Origin of the sequence: Streptomyces sp. SID13726 (genome assembly GCF_010548375.1) — a bacterium.
GTDB lineage: Bacteria > Actinomycetota > Actinomycetes > Streptomycetales > Streptomycetaceae > Streptomyces.
Window position 1 is genome coordinate 42,366 of record NZ_JAAGLY010000011.1, and the last position, 17,676, is coordinate 60,041.

Below are 17,676 nucleotides of genomic sequence, written 5' to 3' on the forward strand. Positions count from 1 at the left end.
GACGAGGGGGCGGCCGGACGGCCTTCACATTATCGTCAGGCCGCCCCCACACCGATTTCCGGTCAGGCGGGCAGCGCGAAGTCCACGACGTGGAGCGCCGAGGGGGTCGTACCGCTCGACTTCTCCTGGTACATGAACGACAGCACGTTGTCCTGCGCGATCCGCATCTCGTCGATGACGACCTCGCCGAAGGCGTTGAGGCCGCTGCCGTCGAACAGGACCGTCCAGTCGGTGTACCCGGACGCCTTGGAGGCGCCGGCGATCCGGCCGAACGGGAAGATCGCGTAGGCGTTGTCGTACTTGTCCAGGATCAGCTTGGTGCGCTGGCTGGAGCCGAGCACGACGGGGATCTCGGTCTTCTGCCAGGTGCCCGAGGAGTTCTTGCGGACGTGGAAGGCGCGGCCGTTGGCGGTGCGGTCGGCGACGTAGTTCGTCGTGCACTGACCGAAGCGGCCGGGGACGTAGCTGATGATCGCGTGCGGCAGGCCCGAGGAGTCCGTGAACTGGCTCTCCTGGTTCATCAGGGAGTGGTCCGGGTTCAGGGAGTCGATCACCAGACCGCTGTCGGTGACGGCGACCTTGTCGGAGCCGCCGGTGGTGCCGACGACGGTCCCGGCGTTGTTGCGCCAGGTGCGGCCGCGGTCGTCGGAGTAGACGTAGCCGGTGTCGTGGTTGGTGATGCCGCCGCTGTTGCACATCACGGCGCCGCTCTGCTCACGCCAGGTGAAGAAGGAGTGCAGCCGGCCGTTCTTGTCGTAGTCGATGCCGTGCAGGTACATGTTGCGGGCCGTCGAGGAGCCGTGCTCGCTGGTGTAGGTGCCGGTGGCGCTGGACCACTCCCCGAGGTTGGTCCAGGTCGAACCGTCGTACTCCGCCAGGGCGTTGCGGCCGTTGCCGGATATGGCGACCCGGTAGCTGAGCTGGAGCCTGCCGTCGGGGGTGGCGACGAACTGCGGGTAGGTGAACTGCGAGGTGAGGGCCACGCCGTCCAGGCTCGTCTGTACGGCGCCGAAGACCGCCGAGGTCCAGGACGTGGACGCCGGGTTGTCGACGAGGCCCGCGATCGACTTCACGTAGAAGTAGCCGTCGCTGTGCGAGTCCATGTTGAGGTGCAGCCGGCCGTCGACCTTGGAGACGCCCATGGAGATGACGTTGTGGGAGTCGCTGGACTTGAGCACGTGGGAGAGCGTGACCTTGGACCAGGTGGTACCGCCGAGGACCCGGCGGCCTACGACCGCGTTGCCGGTGGAGGTGTACCAGACGGCGTACTGGTAGCCCTTGTAGGTCAGCAGGCCGTTCTTCTGGAACGAGTTGTTGTTGACCAGGCCGTCGTAGGAGACGAAGAAGATCGCCGTGCTGTCGAGCGTGGTGGTTCCGGTCCGGGTGACGGAGGGGCCGGGGTCGGCGGCGCGGGCCGTGCCGCCGGTGAGCGCGGAGGTGGACATGGCGGACACGATGGCACCTGCCAGCAGGGTGCGTCTTCTCATGGATGCGGCTCCTGATGTCCTGATGGGGAGGGTCAGGCGAGGTGGAACACCTCGGTGAGCGGTTTCATCGCCTCGTCGGGGCGGGCTCCGTCGAGGGACTCGAAGAACTCGCCCATCTCGGCCTGCCAGCGGGCGTTGACCTCGGTGGCTTCCATGCCGGCCTGCGCGGCGGCGAAGTCCTCGGTCTCCAGATAGCCGACGAGCAGGCCGTCGTCGCGCAGGAAGAGCGAGTAGTTGTGCCAGCCGGTGGCCGAGAGTGCTTCGAGCATCTCGGGCCACACGGCGGCGTGGCGTTCGCGGTACTCGGCGAGCTTGTCCTGGCGGACCTTGAGCAGGAAACAGACGCGCTGCATGAAGTACCGCTCCCGTACTAGAAGTTGAACTGGTCGATGTTCTTGGCGTTGAACACGGTCGGCTTGCCGAGGTTGATCACGCCGTCCTTGCCGATGGTGTACGTCGTGCCGCCGGCCTTGAAGGTCTCGCCCTCGGCGCCGGTGATCTGACCGGAGGACAGGGCGACGGCGGTCTGCGCGGCCAGCGCGCCGAGCTTCGCCGGGTCCCACAGCTCGAAGGCGTCCACGGTGCCGTTCTTGACGTACTTGCGCATGTCGTTGGGGGTGCCGAGGCCGGTCAGCTTGACCTTGCCCTTGTACTTGGAGCCGGAGAGGTACTGGGCGGCGGCCTTGATGCCGACCGTGGTCGGGGAGATGATCCCCTTCAGGTTCGGGTACTCCTGGAGCAGGCCCTGGGTCTGCTGGAAGGACTGCTGGGCGTCGTCGTTGCCGTACGCGACCTTGACGAGCTTGATGTCCTTGTACTTGGCGTCCTTCAGCTCGTCCTTCATGAAGTCGATCCAGGTGTTCTGGTTCGTCGCGGTCTGCGCGGCGGACAGGATCGCGATCTCGCCCTTGTAGCCGATCTGCTCGGCGAGCAGCTGCACCTCGGTACGGCCGAGGTCCTCGGCGGAGGCCTGCGAGACGAAGGCGTTGCGGCACTCCGGCTTGGTGTCGGAGTCGTAGGTGACGACCTTGATGTCGTTGCTCATGGCCTGCTTGAGCGCGGTGCACAGGGCGCCCGGGTCCTGCGCGGACACGGCCATCGCGTTGACCTGCTGCTGGGTGAGCGTGTTGACGTAGGAGACCTGACCGGCGGTGTCGGTGGCGCTGGAGGGACCGACCTCCTTGTACTTGGAGCCCAGCTCCTTCAGGGCCGCCTCGCCGCCCTTGTCGGCGGAGGTGAAATACGGGTTGTTGACCTGCTTGGGCAGGAACCCGACGGTCAGGCCCTTCTTGGTCGCCGCGTTCGGGTCGGCCTTGGCGGTGGAGGCGGCCGAGGCGCCGTCGTTCTCCACGTCCTTCTTGGTGGTGCCGCCGCAGGCGGTCAGGGCGAGGGCGAGGGAGGTGCCGGCGGCGAGGGCCGCACAGGTACGGCGGAGCGATGACTTGCGCATGACGGAACTTCCTTACGAGGTGAGCGGATACGAGGTTTCCTTGTGCGCCCGGCCTACGCGGCCGGTGTGGGCGCCTTGGACGCCGGCGTCGAGGCGGCCCGGCGGCCGGCCCTCGCAACCGAGATCTGCCGTGCGACCCGCGGGCCGAGCACGGAGAGGACGAGCAGGACGCCGGTCACGACGATCTGCGACTGTGCGGAGACGTCCTGGAGACTCATCACGTTCTGGAGGGCGCCGAGCAGGAAGACACCGGCGATGGCGCCGCCCAGGGTTCCCTTGCCGCCGTCGAAGTCGATGCCGCCGAGCAGCACCGCGGCGATGACGGAGAGTTCGAGACCGGTGGCGTTGTCGTAGCGGGCGCTGGCGTAGTGCAGGGCCCAGAAGATGCCGGTGAGCGAGGCCATCAGGCCGGTCACCGTGAACAGGATCAGCTTCTGCCGCTTGACCCGGATGCCGGCGAACCGCGCGGCCTCCTCGCTGGCTCCGGTCGCGAACGTGGACCGGCCGAACGGCGTGGCGTGCAGGACGACCACGGCGATCGCGAAGAGCACCAGGAACGGCAGGAAGGCCTGCGGGAGGAACGTGTCCCCGATCCGCCCGGCCGCGAAGTCCAGGTACTGCGTCGGGAAGTCGGTCACCGCGTCGGAGCCCAGCACGATCTGCGCGATGCCCCGGTAGGCGGCGAGGGTGCCGATGGTGACGGCGAGGGAGGGCAGCCCGAGCCGGGTCACGAGCAGCCCGTTGACGAGACCGCAGACCACGCCAAGCAGCAGGCAGATCGGGATGATCGCCTCGATCGTCAGGCCCTGGTTCCACAGGGCGCCCATCACCGCTCCGGACAGACCGGCGGTGGAGGCGACGGACAGGTCGATCTCGCCGGAGACCACGAGCAGGGTCATGGGCAGGGCGATCAGCGCGATCGGCAGGGTGTTGCCGATCAGGAAGGACAGGTTCAGCGCGTTGCCGAAGCCGTCGACCGTGCCGAAGGACAGCAGCAGGACGACGATCAGGAGCGCGCCGACCACCGTGTCCCAGCGGATCGCACGCGTCAGGGAGTCAGGCATGGCGGGCGTTCCTCTTCTTCAGGGCGGAGGCCACCCGCAGCGCGACGACCCGGTCGACCGCGATGGCGAGGATGAGCAGGATGCCGTTGATCGCGAGCACCCAGACCGAGCTGACGCCGAGAGCGGGCAGCACACTGTTGATGGACGTCAGCAGGAGGGCGCCGAGGGCCGCGCCGTAGACGCTGCCGGAGCCGCCGGTGAAGACGATGCCGCCGACCACGACCGCGCTGACGACGGTCAGTTCGTAGCCGTTGCCGGTCCCGGAGTCGACGTTGCCGAACCGGGCGAGGTACATCGCGCCGGCGAGTCCTGCGAGGCCGCCGCAGAAGGTGTAGGCGGCGAGGATCCGCTTGCGCACCGGGATGCCGGCGAGCCGTGCGGCCTCGGGGTTGGAGCCGAGCGCGTACAGCTCGCGTCCGCTGCCGAAGTGCTTGAGGTAGTAGGCGGTGGCGATGAGCACCGCGAGTGCGATGAGGGCCAGGTAGGGCACCGCGGAGATGCCGCCGGAGCCGAAGTCGACGAAGCCGTCGGGGAGGTCGGCGGCCGTGATCTGGCGGGAGCCGACCCAGATCGAGTCGATGCCGCGGATGATGTAGAGGGTGCCGAGGGTGACCACGAGCGCGGGCACCTGGCCGAGGCTGACGAGCAGGCCGTTGAGCAGGCCGAAGCCGATGCCCAGCAGGACCGCGAGGAGGATCGCGACGACCGCGTTGCCGCCGCCGTGCAGATAGGTGCCGGCGGCGAAGGCGCTGATGCCGAGGGTGGAGCCGACCGACAGGTCGACGTTCCTGGTGATGACGACCAGCGACTGGCCGGTGGCCACCAGGACCAGGATCGTGGCGTTCAGCAGCAGGTCCTTGATGCCCTGCTCGGTGAGGAAGTCGCTGTTCCCGATCTGGGTGACGACGATCATCACCAGGAAGACGACCAGGATGGCCAGCTCGCGCATCTTGAAGACACGGTCGACCAGGCGGGTGCCGCTGGACTTGGGTACGTCGGTCACAGGGGCCTGGTTGGGAGTCGTCACCGTCATGCGGCGGCCCTCCCGGTGGCTGCGGCCATCACGGTTTCCTCGGTGGCGTCGGAGCGCGGGATCTCGGCGGTGAGGCGGCCCTCGTGCATCACGAGCACGCGGTCGGCCATGCCGAGGATCTCGGGCAGGTCGGAGGAGATCATCAGGATGGCCACCCCGTCGGCGGCCAGCTCGCTGAGCAGCCGGTGCACCTCGGCCTTGGTGCCGACGTCGATGCCTCGGGTGGGCTCGTCGACGATGAGCACCTTGGGGCCGGTGGCCAGCCACTTGGCGAGCACGACCTTCTGCTGGTTGCCGCCCGACAGGGTGTTGACGGTGTCGGCGATCCGGGCGTACTTCACCTGGAGCTTGACGGCCCAGTCGAGGGAGCGGCTGCGTTCGGCGCCGCGGTCCATCAGGCCGGCCTTGACGGTCGTACGGAGGCCGGTGAGGCCGATGTTCCGCTCGATGGACATGTCCATCACCAGGCCCTGGGCGCGCCGGTCCTCGGGGACCAGGGCGAGGCCCGCGGCCATCGCGGTCGAGGGGGCGCCGTTGACCAGTGTCCTGCCGTCCACGGAGACCTCGCCGGCGTCCCAGCGGTCGATGCCGAACACCGCTCGGGCGACCTCGGTGCGGCCCGCGCCGACGAGCCCCGCGAGTCCGACGATCTCGCCGCGCCTGACCTCGAACGAGACATCGGTGAAGACGCCCTCCCGGGTCAGCCGGCTCACGGTGAGCGCGACCTCTCCGGCGCGTACGTCCTGCTTCGGGTAGAGCTCTTCGAGATCACGGCCGACCATGCGGCGGACGAGGTCGTCCTCGGTCATGCCGTCGATCGGCTCGCTGGAGATCCAGGCGCCGTCGCGCAGGGTGGTGACCGTCTGGCAGATCTGGAAGATCTCCTCCAGGCGGTGCGAGATGAACAGGATCGCGGCGCCCTGTTCGCGCAGGGTCTTGACGACGCCGAAGAGGCGGGCCACCTCGCTGCCGGTCAGGGCCGCGGTCGGCTCGTCCATGATCAGGACGCGGGCCTCGAAGGACAGCGCCTTGGCGATCTCGACGATCTGCTGGTCGGCGATGGACAGTCCGCGCGCCGGGCGGTCGGGGTCGAGCTCGACACCGAGGCGCTGCATCAGGGCGAGGGTCGCGGCGTGCGTGGCCTTGTGGTCGATCCGGCCGAGGGCGCGCTTGGGCTGGCGGCCCATGAAGATGTTCTCGGCGATCGACAGGTCGGGAAAGAGCGTGGGCTCCTGGTAGATCACGGCGATGCCGGCGTCGCGGGCGTCACCGGGACCGTGGAAGGCGACCGGCTCGCCGTCGAGCAGCACCTGGCCGGCGTCCGGCCGGTGCACTCCCGCGAGGGTCTTGATGAGGGTCGACTTGCCCGCGCCGTTCTCGCCGGCGATGGCGTGCACCTCCCCGGGAAACAGCTCCAGGGAGACGTCCCGCAGGGCGCGAACCGCGCCGAAGGACTTCGAGATGTCCCTGAGCGCGAGAACCGGGGCCGGACCCGTGGTGGACGGGTGGGTCATTGGGGGCTCCTCGACGACGCCGGCGGGACGGCCCTCACGGCGTCGTGAAAGGTTTCAACTTGGTTGCCGGGACGTTAGGCATGGAGCGCATGTCACGTCAATGGGTCCGTGTCGAAAATCTTTCGATGAACTCAGGTCACAGCCGGGTCACGAGCAACAGCCTTGGTCGCAGGGGTTGACACCCTTGCCGGGTCCTCATATTTTCCCGTCTTGAATCGTTTCACAGAGAAGCAGTTCACACAGCCCTTCGGACCCGACGTCACAGGAGCCCTCAAGTGACCGAGCTCGCCGCGGTGAAGGCCGCGCTCAAGACACAGGCCGTCGAGACGCCGTCGTGGGCGTACGGGAACTCGGGGACCCGCTTCAAGGTGTTCGCCCAGCAGGGCGTACCGCGTACCCCGCAGGAGAAACTGGAGGACGCGGCGCAGGTGCACGCGTTCACCGGCGTGGCCCCGACCGTGGCGCTGCACATCCCCTGGGACAAGGTCGAGGACTACGCCGCGCTGGCGAAGTTCGCCTCCGAGCGGGGCGTGAAGCTGGGCGCCATCAACTCGAACACGTTCCAGGACGACGACTACAAGCTCGGCAGCATCTGCCATCCGGACGCCGCGGTGCGCCGGAAGGCCCTCGATCATCTGCTGGAGTGCGTCGACATCATGGACGCGACCGGGTCCCGGGACCTGAAGCTGTGGTTCGCCGACGGGACGAACTATCCCGGCCAGGACGATCTGCGCGCCCGGCAGGACCGGCTCGCCGAAGGTCTCTCCGAGGTGTACGACCGTCTGGGTGACGGACAGCGGATGCTGCTCGAGTACAAGTTCTTCGAGCCCGCCTTCTACTCCACGGACGTGCCGGACTGGGGGACGGCGTACGCGCACTGCCTCAAGCTCGGCGAGAAGGCGCAGGTCGTCGTCGACACCGGGCACCACGCTCCGGGGACCAACATCGAGTTCATCGTCACCACGCTGCTGCGGGAGGGGAAGCTCGGCGGGTTCGACTTCAACTCGCGGTTCTACGCCGACGACGACCTCATGGTGGGGGCGGCTGATCCGTTCCAGCTGTTTCGGATCATGTACGAGGTGGTGCGTGGGGGCGGGTTCTCGTCCGACGTGGCGTTCATGCTCGACCAGTGCCACAACATCGAGGCGAAGATTCCGGCGATCATCCGGTCGGTGATGAACGTGCAGGAAGCGACGGCGAAGGCTCTGCTGGTCGACCGGGATGCTCTTGGTGTGGCTCAGCGCGAGGGGGATGTTCTTGAGGCGAACGCGGTGTTGATGGACGCGTACAACACGGATGTGCGGCCGCTGCTTGGCGAGGTGCGTGAGGAGATGGGGCTCGATGCCAACCCCATCGCTGCGTACAAGCGGTCCGGGTGGGCCGAGAAGATCGTGTCCGAGCGAGTGGGTGGACATCAGGCCGGTTGGGGGGCGTAAGCGTCTGCCTCGTCCTGAAGTCTGCGGGCTGCCGGCCGTCTGTGGCTGGTCGCGCAGTTCCCCGCGCCCCTAAAGGCATATCCCCGCCCTATCCCCAGTAAGGAACCGAAATTCATGGCAACCCATCCCGAAGCCGCCGCTCTCCTGGCACGTTCCCATCGGCTCGGCTCCGATGCCCGCAACACCAACTACGCCGGTGGCAACGCGTCCGCCAAGGGCACCTCCGTCGACCCCGTGACCGGGGGTGATGTGGAGCTGATGTGGGTCAAGGGGTCCGGCGGGGATCTCGGGACGCTGACCGAGGCGGGGCTCGCCGTGCTGCGGCTCGATCGGATGCGGGCGCTCGTCGATGTGTATCCGGGTGTGGAGCGCGAGGACGAGATGGTCGCCGCGTTCGACTACTGCCTGCACGGGAAGGGGGGTGCCGCTCCGTCCATCGACACCGCCATGCACGGGCTCGTCGAGGCGGCTCATGTCGATCATCTGCACCCCGATTCCGGTATCGCGCTCGCCTGTGCGGCCGACGGGGAGAAGCTGACCGCCGAGTGTTTCGGGGACACCGTGGCGTGGGTGCCGTGGCGGCGGCCCGGGTTCCAGTTGGGGCTGGACATCGCCGCGATCAAGGCGGCCAACCCGCAGGCGATCGGGGTCGTGCTCGGCGGACACGGGATCACCGCGTGGGGTGACACGGCCGAGGAGTGCGAGAAGAACTCGCTGCACATCATCAGGACCGCCGAGAGGTTCCTGGAGGAGCGCGGCAAGGCCGAGCCCTTCGGGCCGGTCGTCGAGGGGTACGGCGCCCTCGGCGAGGCCGACCGGAAGGAGCGGGCCGCCGCGCTCGCGCCGTACGTCCGGGCCATCGCCTCCCAGGACAAGCCGCAGGTCGGGCACTTCAACGACTCCGCGCCGGTCCTTGAGTTCCTGGCCCGTGCCGAGCACCCGCGGCTCGCCGCGCTCGGTACCTCCTGCCCGGACCACTTCCTGCGCACCAAGGTGCGGCCGCTGGTCCTCGACCTGCCGCCGACCGCTCCGCTGGAGGAGGCCGTCGCGCGGCTGGACGCACTGCACGCCGAGTACCGCGAGGAGTACGCCGCCTACTACCAGCGGCACGCGCTGCCCGACTCCCCCGCCATGCGCGGCGCCGACCCGGCGATCGTGCTGATCCCGGGTGTCGGCATGTTCTCCTTCGGCAAGGACAAGCAGACCGCCCGGGTCGCGGGTGAGTTCTACGTCAACGCGATCAACGTGATGCGGGGCGCCGAGGCGGTCTCGTCGTACGCGCCGATCGAGGAGTCCGAGAAGTTCCGCATCGAGTACTGGGCCCTTGAGGAGGCCAAGCTCCAGCGGATGCCGAAGCCCAAGCCGCTCGCGACGCGGGTCGCGCTCGTGACCGGGGCCGGCAGCGGGATCGGCAAGGCCATCGCGCAGCGGCTGGTCGCCGAGGGCGCGTGTGTCGTCGTCGCCGATCTCAACGCCGAGAACGCGGCCTCGGTCGCGGAGGAGCTGGGTGGGTCGGACAAGGCCGTCGCGGTGACCGTGGACGTGACGGACGAGGAGCAGATCGCCTCGGCCTTCAAGGCGGCCCTGCTCGCGTTCGGCGGGGTGGACCTGGTCGTCAACAACGCCGGTATCTCCATCTCCAAGCCCCTGCTGGAGACTTCGGCGCGCGACTGGGACCTCCAGCACGACATCATGGCGCGCGGTTCGTTCCTGGTCTCGCGTGAGGCGGCCCGGGTGATGATCGCGCAGAAGCTGGGCGGCGACGTCGTCTACATCGCCTCCAAGAACGCCGTCTTCGCCGGCCCCAACAACATCGCCTACTCCGCGACCAAGGCCGACCAGGCTCACCAGGTCCGGCTGCTGGCCGCCGAGTTGGGTGAGCACGGCATCCGCGTCAACGGGGTCAACCCGGACGGCGTGGTGCGCGGCTCGGGCATCTTCGCCGGCGGCTGGGGCGCCAAGCGGGCGGCCGTGTACGGCGTGGAGGAGGAGAAGCTGGGCGAGTTCTACGCCCAGCGGACCATCCTCAAGCGCGAGGTGCTCCCCGAGCATGTCGCCAACGCCGTCTTCGCCCTGACCGGTGGGGAGTTGACCCACACCACCGGTCTGCACGTCCCCGTCGACGCCGGCGTCGCGGCCGCCTTCCTGCGATGAGCGGGTCCGTGAAGTCGTACGCCGCGGTCGACCTCGGCGCGTCCAGCGGACGTGTCATGGTCGGCCGCGTCGGCCCGGACAGCCTGGAGCTGTCCGAGGCGCACCGGTTCGTGAACCGTCCGGTGCGCCTCCCGGAGGGGCTGCGCTGGGACATCCTCTCGCTCTACGGCGGTGTCCTGGACGGGCTCAGGGCGGCCGGGCAGGTCGACTCCGTCGGCATCGACAGCTGGGCCGTGGACTACGGGCTGCTGGACGCGGACGGCAGGCTGCTCGGCAACCCCGTGCACTACCGCGACTCCCGCACCGAGGGCGTCGCGGAGAAGGTGTGGGCGTCCGTGCCCGCGCCGGAGCTGTACGGGGCGACCGGGCTCCAGTACGCGCCCTTCAACACCCTGTACCAGCTCGTGGCCGATCAACTCGCGGGCGCCGAGCGGCTGTTGCTCGTCCCCGACCTGCTCACCTACTGGCTCACCGGCGAGCAGGGCACGGAGCTGACCAACGCCTCGACGACCCAGCTGATCGATCCCCGGACGCGCGAGTGGTCGTACGGGATCGCCGAACGGCTGGGCATCGACCTGGAGTTGTTCGCGCCGCTGCGGCAACCGGGCGACCCGGCGGGGCTGCTACGGCCCGAGGTGCTGGAGGAAGCGGGTCTGCGAGGGCCCGTCCCGGTCACGGCCGTCGGTTCGCACGACACCGCCTCCGCGGTGGCCGCCGTGCCCGCGGTCGGTGAGCGGTTCGCCTACATCTGCACCGGCACCTGGTCCCTCGCCGGACTCGAACTGGACGCGCCGGTGCTGACGGAGGAGAGCCGGGCCGCCAACTTCACCAATGAGCTGGGGCTCGACGGCACGGTCCGGTATCTGCGGAACATCATGGGGCTGTGGCTGCTCCAGGAGTGCGTACGGGCCTGGGGCGACCCGGATCTGGGCGAGCTGCTGCTGGAGGCGGCCAAGGTGCCGGCGCTGCGGTCGGTGGTGGACGCGGGGGACGCGGCCTTTCTCGCACCGGGCCGGATGCCGGAACGGATCGCCGAGGCGTGCCGCGCCTCCGGGCAGCCGGTGCCGCGGACGCCCGCCGACGTCACCCGGTGCATCCTCGACTCGCTGGCCCTCGCTCACCGCAAGGCCGTCGAGGAGGCGCAGCGGCTGGCCGACCACCCCGTGGACGTCGTGCACGTCGTCGGGGGCGGGACGCGCAACGCGCTGCTCTGCCAGCTGACCGCCGACGCCTGCGGGCTGCCGGTGGTGGCGGGGCCGACCGAGGCCGCCGCGCTCGGGAACGTCCTGGTCCAGGCGCGGGCCCACGGGCTCGTCGGCGACCTCGCGGGCGGGCGCGAACTGCTCACCCGGACCCAGCCGCTCACCCGGTACGAGCCCCAGGGCGACACCGGGCGGTGGCGCGAGGCGCAGGCCCGGCTCGCCGGGGCCTGACCGGGGTCTCCCCCGGGCCTCGCCCCCGGACTACGCTTCACTCATCCGATGATCGACCACAAGGAGCCGCGATGCGTGTCGCCCTGTTCCTGACCTGTGTCAACGACACGCTCTATCCGGACACCGGGCGCGCTGTGGTGAAACTGCTGACCAGGCTGGGCGTCGACGTGGACTTCCCGATGTCCCAGACCTGCTGCGGGCAGGCGCACTACAACACCGGCTACCGGCATGAGGCGGAACCGCTGGCCCGGCATTTCTCCGATGTCTTCCGGGAGTACGAGGCGATCGTGACGCCGTCCGGTTCGTGCGGGGCGATGGTGCGGGAGCTGTATCCGCGGATGGGTGAGCGGGCCCGGGCCGAGGGGCGCGGGGAGAGCCTCGCGGCGACGCTGGCGCCGGTGGTGCCGAAGACGTACGAGCTGACGGAGTTCCTGGTGGACGTGGTGGGGGTGACGGACGTCGGGGCGTACTACCCGCACACGGTGACCTACCACCCGACCTGTCACGGACTGCGCGGTCTCGGGCTCGGCGACCGGCCCCGGCGGCTGCTCCAGGCGGTCAAGGGGCTTGAGCTGAAGGAGCTTCCGGGTGCCGACGAGTGCTGCGGTTTCGGTGGCACCTTCGCACTGAAGAACTCCGATGTCTCGGCGGCGATGGGCGCGGACAAGGTGCGCAACGCCGAGTCGACGGGCGCCGAGGTGCTGTGCGCGGCCGACAACTCCTGCCTCATGCACATCGGGGGCACGATGGGCCGGCTGGAGTCGGGCATGCGGCCGGTGCACATCGCGGAGATCCTGGCGAGCACGGAGGAGGAACCGGCCGTATGAGCGGAACGTTCGTAGGGATGCCGGCCTTCCCGAAGGCCGCGCACGAGGCGGTCAGCAACCAGACGCTGCGCGGCAATCTGCGCCATGCCACGCACACGATCCGCGCCAAGCGGGCGAACGCCGTCGCCGAGGTCTCCGACTGGGCGGAGCTGCGCGAGGCGGGCAAGCGGATCAAGGACCACACGCTGGCCCATCTCGACCGCTATCTCGTCCAGTTGGAGGAGTCGGTCGTGGCGGCGGGCGGCACGGTCCACTGGGCCGCCGACGCCGACGAGGCGAACGAGATCGTGACCCGGCTCGTCAAGATGACCGGCGAGTCGGAGGTCGTCAAGGTCAAGTCGATGGCCACGCAGGAGATCGGGCTGAACGAGGCGCTGGAAGAGGCGGGGATCCGCGCCTACGAGACCGATCTCGCCGAGCTGATCGTGCAGTTGGGCAAGGACCGGCCCTCGCACATCCTCGTCCCCGCCATCCACCGCAACCGGGGCGAGATCCGGGACATCTTCGAGCGCGAGATGAGCGAGTGGGGCCGCCCGGCCCCCGAGGGCCTGACCGACACGCCCGCCGAACTGGCGGAGGCGGCCCGGCTGCACCTGCGGGAGAAGTTCCTGCGCGCCAAGGTCGGCGTCTCCGGCGCCAACTTCATGGTCGCCGACACCGGGACCCTGGTGGTCGTGGAGTCCGAGGGCAACGGTCGGATGTGTCTGACCCTGCCCGAGACGCTGATCTCGGTCGTCGGCATCGAGAAGATCGTGCCGACCTGGCAGGACCTGGAGGTCTTCCTCCAGACGCTGCCCCGCTCCTCGACGGCCGAGCGCATGAACCCGTACACGTCCACCTGGACCGGCACCACGGACGAGGACGGCCCGCAGAACTTCCACCTCGTCCTGCTCGACAACGGCCGCTCCGACACCCTCGCCGACGAGGTCGGCCGCCAGGCGCTGCGGTGCATCCGCTGCTCGGCCTGTCTGAACGTCTGCCCGGTGTACGAGCGGGCGGGGGGCCACGCCTACGGCTCGGTCTACCCGGGTCCGATCGGCGCGATCCTGAGCCCCCAACTCCGGGGCACGGCGAGCGAGATCGACGCCTCCCTGCCGTATGCGTCGAGTCTGTGCGGGGCCTGCTACGAGGTCTGCCCGGTCGCCATCGACATCCCCGAGGTGCTGGTGCATCTGCGGGAGCGGGTCGTGCAGGGCGGGCCGGTGGTCCGTGAGGGCAACAAGGTGGTGCTGAAGCCCGCCAAGGGGCACGCGGCCGAGCGTGCGGCGATGCGGGCGGCCCGCTGGGCCTTCGCCCGCCCCGGTGCCCTGCGCACCGGGCAGCGGATGGCCTCCCGCACCCGGCGTCTGCATCCGCGCACTCTGCCGGGACCCGGCAAGGCCTGGAGCGGGACGCGGGATCTGCCGCCCGTGCCCGCGGAGCCGTTCCGCGACTGGTGGCAGCGGACCGACGGCGGCCGATCCGAGAAGGGGGGCTCGAAGTGAGCAGCAGGGAGCGGATCCTGGGCCGGGTGCGGCGCGCGCTGGCCGACGCGCCGGGCGAGGACACGCCGTTCGAGCGCGCGTATCTGCGGGAGCACGGCGACCGGAGCGTCGAGGAGACGGTGGAGCTGCTGGCCGAGAACCTCGCGGACTACCGGGCGATCGTGCACCGCTGCACGACGGCCGACCTGCCAGCGACCCTCGCCGGGATGCTGGCGGCCAGGGGTGCCGGGACGGTCCTCGTGCCGCCGGGCCTGGAGGCGTCGTGGCTGGCGGAGGCCGACGCGGAGCAGGTCCCCGACCGGGCCGGGAGCACCCCGCACGAGCTGGACCGGATCGACAGTGTGGTCACCGCGTGCGCGGTGGCCGTCGCCGAGACCGGCACCATCGTGCTGGACGGCGGCCCGGACCAGGGCCGGCGCCGGATCACCCTCGTCCCGGACCACCACATCTGTGTCGTACGGGTCCCCGATCAGGTCGTGTCCTCGGTACCGCAGGCCCTCGAACGCCTCGACCCGGTACGCCCGTTGACGTGGATCTCCGGTCCTTCGGCGACCAGCGACATCGAGCTGGACCGGGTCGAGGGGGTGCACGGTCCGCGCACCCTGGAGGTGGTGCTGGTGGCGGATCAGGCCAGCGACGAGGTCACCTCGTAGCTGCCCGAGGGGAGTTCGTACGAGGCGACCCCTGCCTCGAAGCCGAGGTAGCGCACTCCGTCCACGTGTGACAGGGGTGTGCCGCCCTCGCGCACCGAGTCGGGGTCGGCCGTGGGGACGCCCAGGGTCGCGGTGCTGCCTGCGGGGACCGCGACCCGGTGGGTGAACTCGCCGTCCCGCACCGCCCATTCGCTGACGATCTCGCCGTAGGGCGACAGGTGCGAGGAGGCGACCCGGGTGATCCTGCCGGTCGGGTCGAGGTGCGGGCGCAGGTGGAAGCGGCGGAAGCCCGGATGTGCCGGGTCCTTGGCGATGCCGGCCATGGTCTCGTACATCCACTCCATGATCGCGCCGTAGGAGTAGTGGTTGAACGAGTTCATCTCGACCGGCCCGAAGCCGTTCTCCTTCGAGTAGGAGTTCCAGCGCTCCCAGACCGTGGTCGCGCCGTTCTTCACCGAGTACAGCCAGGACGGCATGGCGTCCTGGTACAACACCTCGTAGGCCAGGCCGACTTGGCCTTCCGCGGTGAGGACCGGAGCCAGGACGTTCACGCCGAGGAAGCCGACCGAGAGGGTGTTCTCGGCGTAGCCGACGCGGGCGCTGTCGGGGTGGGCGGCCTTGTAGGCGGCGGAGTTGCCGATGTTCTCGGCGAGCAGCCGGACGAGCCCGCGCCGCTGGTCCTCGGTGTCGTAGAAGCCGAGTTTGAGGACCCAGAGCAGGGCGGTCTGGGTGTCGTCCTCGGGCTTGGCGGGGCTGTCGCCGGGGGTGAACGGCGGCGGGTCGCCCAGGCTGGAACGGACCGTGAGGCGGCCGCCGTCGGTGCTCAGGTACTTGGCGACGAACGCCCTCTTGATGTGGGCGAACAGCTCCTCGTAGGCCCGGGCCTCGGCGGTGCGGCCGGTGCCGCGGGCCATGTCCGCCATGAGCAGGGCGCTGTAGCCGTAGTAGGCGTCGCTGATGAGCTGGGTGCTCGTGACCTGGAAGGCCAGCCAATCGCCGAAGACCGCGCCCTGGCCGGCGTAGGTGTCTCCGGTGCGGGCGCGGATCCAGTCCATGTAGGCGGTCATCGCGTCCCAGCTGCGGTCGACGAGGGTGGCGTCGCCGCTCATCTGCCACACGGTCCAGGGGACGACGACCCCGCAGTCCGCCCAACCGCTCGCCGGGACGGGCTCGTTGTAGCGGGAGCCGGGCGCGATCCAGGTGAACTGGGCGCCGTCGGTGCCGTAGGTGCGCTGCGACTCGATCAGGATGTCCTGGAAGTGGCTCAGGAAGCCGACCGCATCCGCGTTGTAGAGGCCGGTGTTGGCGAAGAGCTGGGTGTCGCCGCTCCAGCCGAGGCGCTCGTCGCGCTGGGGGCAGTCGGTGGGAATCCAGAGGTAGTTGCCGCGCTGGCCCCAACGGACGTTGCTGATCAGCTGGTTGACGTCGGGGTCGTCGGTGGTGACGGTGCCGATGTCGCGGAGGGCGGAGGTGGCGACCCTGCCGGTCAGTTCGGTGAGGGTGACGGTCTCGGTGGTGGTGACGCAGACGTGGCGGAAGCCGTAGAAGGTCAGGGAGTCCTGGTGGGTCTCGCCCTCGGGGTCGCCCTTGAGGATGTAGGTGCTGGTGGCCCCGGCGCTGCGGAGATTGGCCCGGTAGACCGAGCCCTCGGGGCCGTCGGCGCCCGCGCTGGTGTCGTTGAGCATCTCCCCCGGCTTGAAGGTGACTTGGGCGCCCGCCGGGCCGCGCAGGGTGTAGCGGGGGACGCCGACCAGGTTCTGGCCGAGGTCGATCACGACGGTGTCGCCGGGGTGCAGAGTGACGGTCGCCGTGGCGGCCCGGGCCGGTTCGGTGACCGTGCGGGCCGGGTCGAGGACGAAGTCGTCGCCGCCCGTGTACACGGTGACCGACTGCGGTACGCGGTCCCACTCGGGCATCAGCCGGGCCGACTCGCCCGGGTAGGCGACCAACCGGGAGCCGGGGAACCGGGTGGTGAAGTCGTGTTCCTCGACTCCCGCCCAGGCCGAGGCGTCGAAGCCGTTCGCGGTCCAGCCGGGCAGCTCCGCGCGGGCGTCGTAGGTCTGGCCGTCGTAGATGTCGTCGGCGCGGTAGGGCCCGGTGTCGGTGGCACGCCAGTCGTCGCCGGGGGCCGTCACGACGGTCTGTGTCGAGCCGTCCTCGTAGCGGATCAGGAGCCGGGCCTTGAGGGCGAGGCGGTTGCCTGCCTCGGAGTAGTAGACGCTGTGCTCGGAGACCCGGCCGTTGTACCAGCCGTTGCCCAGCACGGCCGCGAGGGTGACCTGCCGCTCCCCCGCGAGCAGATCCGTCACGTCGTAGGTGAAGTAGCTGACGGTGGTGTCGTAGTTGGTCCAGCCCGGGGTGAGCAGTTCCTGGGTGGTGCCGCCGTCCTGGGGCACGCCGACGCGGTGGCCGTTGACGTGGACGTCGTACACGCCGAGCGCGGACACGTACAGCCTGGCTTCGCGGACGCCGTCGTGCGTGAGTTCCGTCTGGTTCCGCAGCAGGGGTGCGCCCGCGCTGTTGGGTGCCTTGCCCGCCATGGTGATCCAGCGGGCGCCGTCCCAGCCGTCGACGCCGTCGGTGCCGAGCAGGCCGGTCTCGAAGTGGGCGGGCGGTGCGGCCGGGAGCCGGTGGTCGTGTTCGTCCCAGAGCTGGACCGTCCAGTGGTAGCGCGTCGAGGCGTGCAGCTCCGGGCCCGCGTAGCGCACGGCCACGGAGTCCGCAGAGTCGACGCGGCCGCTGTCCCAGACGTCCGCGCCGGCGTCGGTCAGGCGGTCGGGCGAGGAGGCGACCAGGAGGCGGTACGCCGTCTGGCGGCGGCCTCGGACCCGGGAGGCGGTGCGCCAGCCGAATCTCGGGCGGGGTTCGTCCACGCCGAGCGGGTCGACGCGGTGCTCCACGGTGAGGCCCTCGACGGCGGTGCGGTCGACTGCGTCGGTCATCGCGTTGTCCCTTCGGCCGGTGCGGGTTGTATCGATTCAGCACGGTCGGCGGTCGAAGCTAGTGGCCTGCCTGACACGTGTCTACGGGTTCGGCAGAAGAATTCGCCGCGGGGCGTGCGTTGAAACCGTTCACCGGCGGATCCCCGGCCGCGCCAGCCGGTGGGACCCCGTTGATGGGCGGGCCGGGGGCCACGCCGTT

Annotated in this window: 13 protein-coding genes; 6 read left to right on the plus strand and 7 right to left on the minus strand. The window is 69.8% G+C overall.

Annotated elements, in window-relative coordinates; all coding sequences use genetic code 11:
- Nucleotides 1-62: 62 nt before the first annotated feature.
- The 6 genes from G3I78_RS27025 to G3I78_RS27050 are packed head-to-tail and all read right to left on the minus strand — an operon-like array spanning nt 63 to nt 6,548.
- Nucleotides 63-1,487: a BNR repeat-containing protein gene (locus G3I78_RS27025; protein WP_164429088.1), complete on the minus strand. Its 1,425-nt coding sequence runs from the start codon at nt 1,485-1,487 to the stop codon at nt 63-65.
- A 32-nt stretch (nt 1,488-1,519) separates the two neighbouring features.
- Nucleotides 1,520-1,840 (minus strand): L-rhamnose mutarotase, encoded by a 321-nt coding sequence (locus tag G3I78_RS27030; RefSeq protein WP_164429090.1) that lies wholly within the window; start codon nt 1,838-1,840, stop codon nt 1,520-1,522.
- Nucleotides 1,841-1,857: 17 nt separating this feature from the next.
- The gene (rhaS, locus tag G3I78_RS27035) at nt 1,858-2,937 is read right to left on the minus strand and encodes a rhamnose ABC transporter substrate-binding protein (RefSeq protein WP_164429092.1); all 1,080 of its coding nucleotides are present in this window, start codon (nt 2,935-2,937) and stop codon (nt 1,858-1,860) included.
- 53 nt (nt 2,938-2,990) lie between these two features.
- Nucleotides 2,991-4,001: an ABC transporter permease gene (locus G3I78_RS27040; protein ID WP_164429093.1), complete on the minus strand. Its 1,011-nt coding sequence runs from the start codon at nt 3,999-4,001 to the stop codon at nt 2,991-2,993.
- On the minus strand, nt 3,994-5,034 hold the full coding sequence (locus G3I78_RS27045) for an ABC transporter permease (RefSeq protein ID WP_164429095.1): 1,041 nt from the start codon (nt 5,032-5,034) through the stop codon (nt 3,994-3,996). Before G3I78_RS27045 ends, G3I78_RS27040 begins: the two co-directional genes overlap by 8 nt.
- Complete coding sequence (locus tag G3I78_RS27050) at nt 5,031-6,548, minus strand: sugar ABC transporter ATP-binding protein (RefSeq protein WP_164429097.1); 1,518 nt, start codon at nt 6,546-6,548, stop codon at nt 5,031-5,033. Before G3I78_RS27050 ends, G3I78_RS27045 begins: the two co-directional genes overlap by 4 nt.
- A gap of 275 nt (nt 6,549-6,823) precedes the next feature.
- On the opposite strand from G3I78_RS27050, the gene rhaI reads away from it, so the two are divergent.
- From rhaI to G3I78_RS27080, 6 genes are all read left to right on the plus strand, one after another.
- Complete coding sequence (rhaI, locus tag G3I78_RS27055; RefSeq protein ID WP_164429099.1) at nt 6,824-7,984, plus strand: L-rhamnose isomerase; 1,161 nt, start codon at nt 6,824-6,826, stop codon at nt 7,982-7,984.
- 114 nt (nt 7,985-8,098) lie between these two features.
- Nucleotides 8,099-10,138: a bifunctional aldolase/short-chain dehydrogenase gene (locus G3I78_RS27060; RefSeq protein WP_164429101.1), complete on the plus strand. Its 2,040-nt coding sequence runs from the start codon at nt 8,099-8,101 to the stop codon at nt 10,136-10,138.
- Nucleotides 10,135-11,571: a rhamnulokinase family protein gene (locus G3I78_RS27065; protein WP_164429103.1), complete on the plus strand. Its 1,437-nt coding sequence runs from the start codon at nt 10,135-10,137 to the stop codon at nt 11,569-11,571. Before G3I78_RS27060 ends, G3I78_RS27065 begins: the two co-directional genes overlap by 4 nt.
- Before the next feature lie 71 nt (nt 11,572-11,642).
- Nucleotides 11,643-12,398: a (Fe-S)-binding protein gene (locus G3I78_RS27070; RefSeq protein ID WP_164429105.1), complete on the plus strand. Its 756-nt coding sequence runs from the start codon at nt 11,643-11,645 to the stop codon at nt 12,396-12,398.
- On the plus strand, nt 12,395-13,882 hold the full coding sequence (locus tag G3I78_RS27075; RefSeq protein ID WP_164429107.1) for a LutB/LldF family L-lactate oxidation iron-sulfur protein: 1,488 nt from the start codon (nt 12,395-12,397) through the stop codon (nt 13,880-13,882). The genes G3I78_RS27070 and G3I78_RS27075 overlap by 4 nt, the downstream gene beginning before the upstream one ends.
- Complete coding sequence (locus tag G3I78_RS27080; protein WP_164429109.1) at nt 13,879-14,535, plus strand: LUD domain-containing protein; 657 nt, start codon at nt 13,879-13,881, stop codon at nt 14,533-14,535. The genes G3I78_RS27075 and G3I78_RS27080 overlap by 4 nt, the downstream gene beginning before the upstream one ends.
- Here G3I78_RS27080 and G3I78_RS27085 read toward each other — a convergent pair.
- On the minus strand, nt 14,508-17,477 hold the full coding sequence (locus G3I78_RS27085) for an alpha-L-rhamnosidase (protein WP_164429111.1): 2,970 nt from the start codon (nt 17,475-17,477) through the stop codon (nt 14,508-14,510). The two genes, G3I78_RS27080 and G3I78_RS27085, sit on opposite strands and share 28 nt — an antisense overlap.
- Between the last annotated feature and the right edge of the window lie 199 nt (nt 17,478-17,676).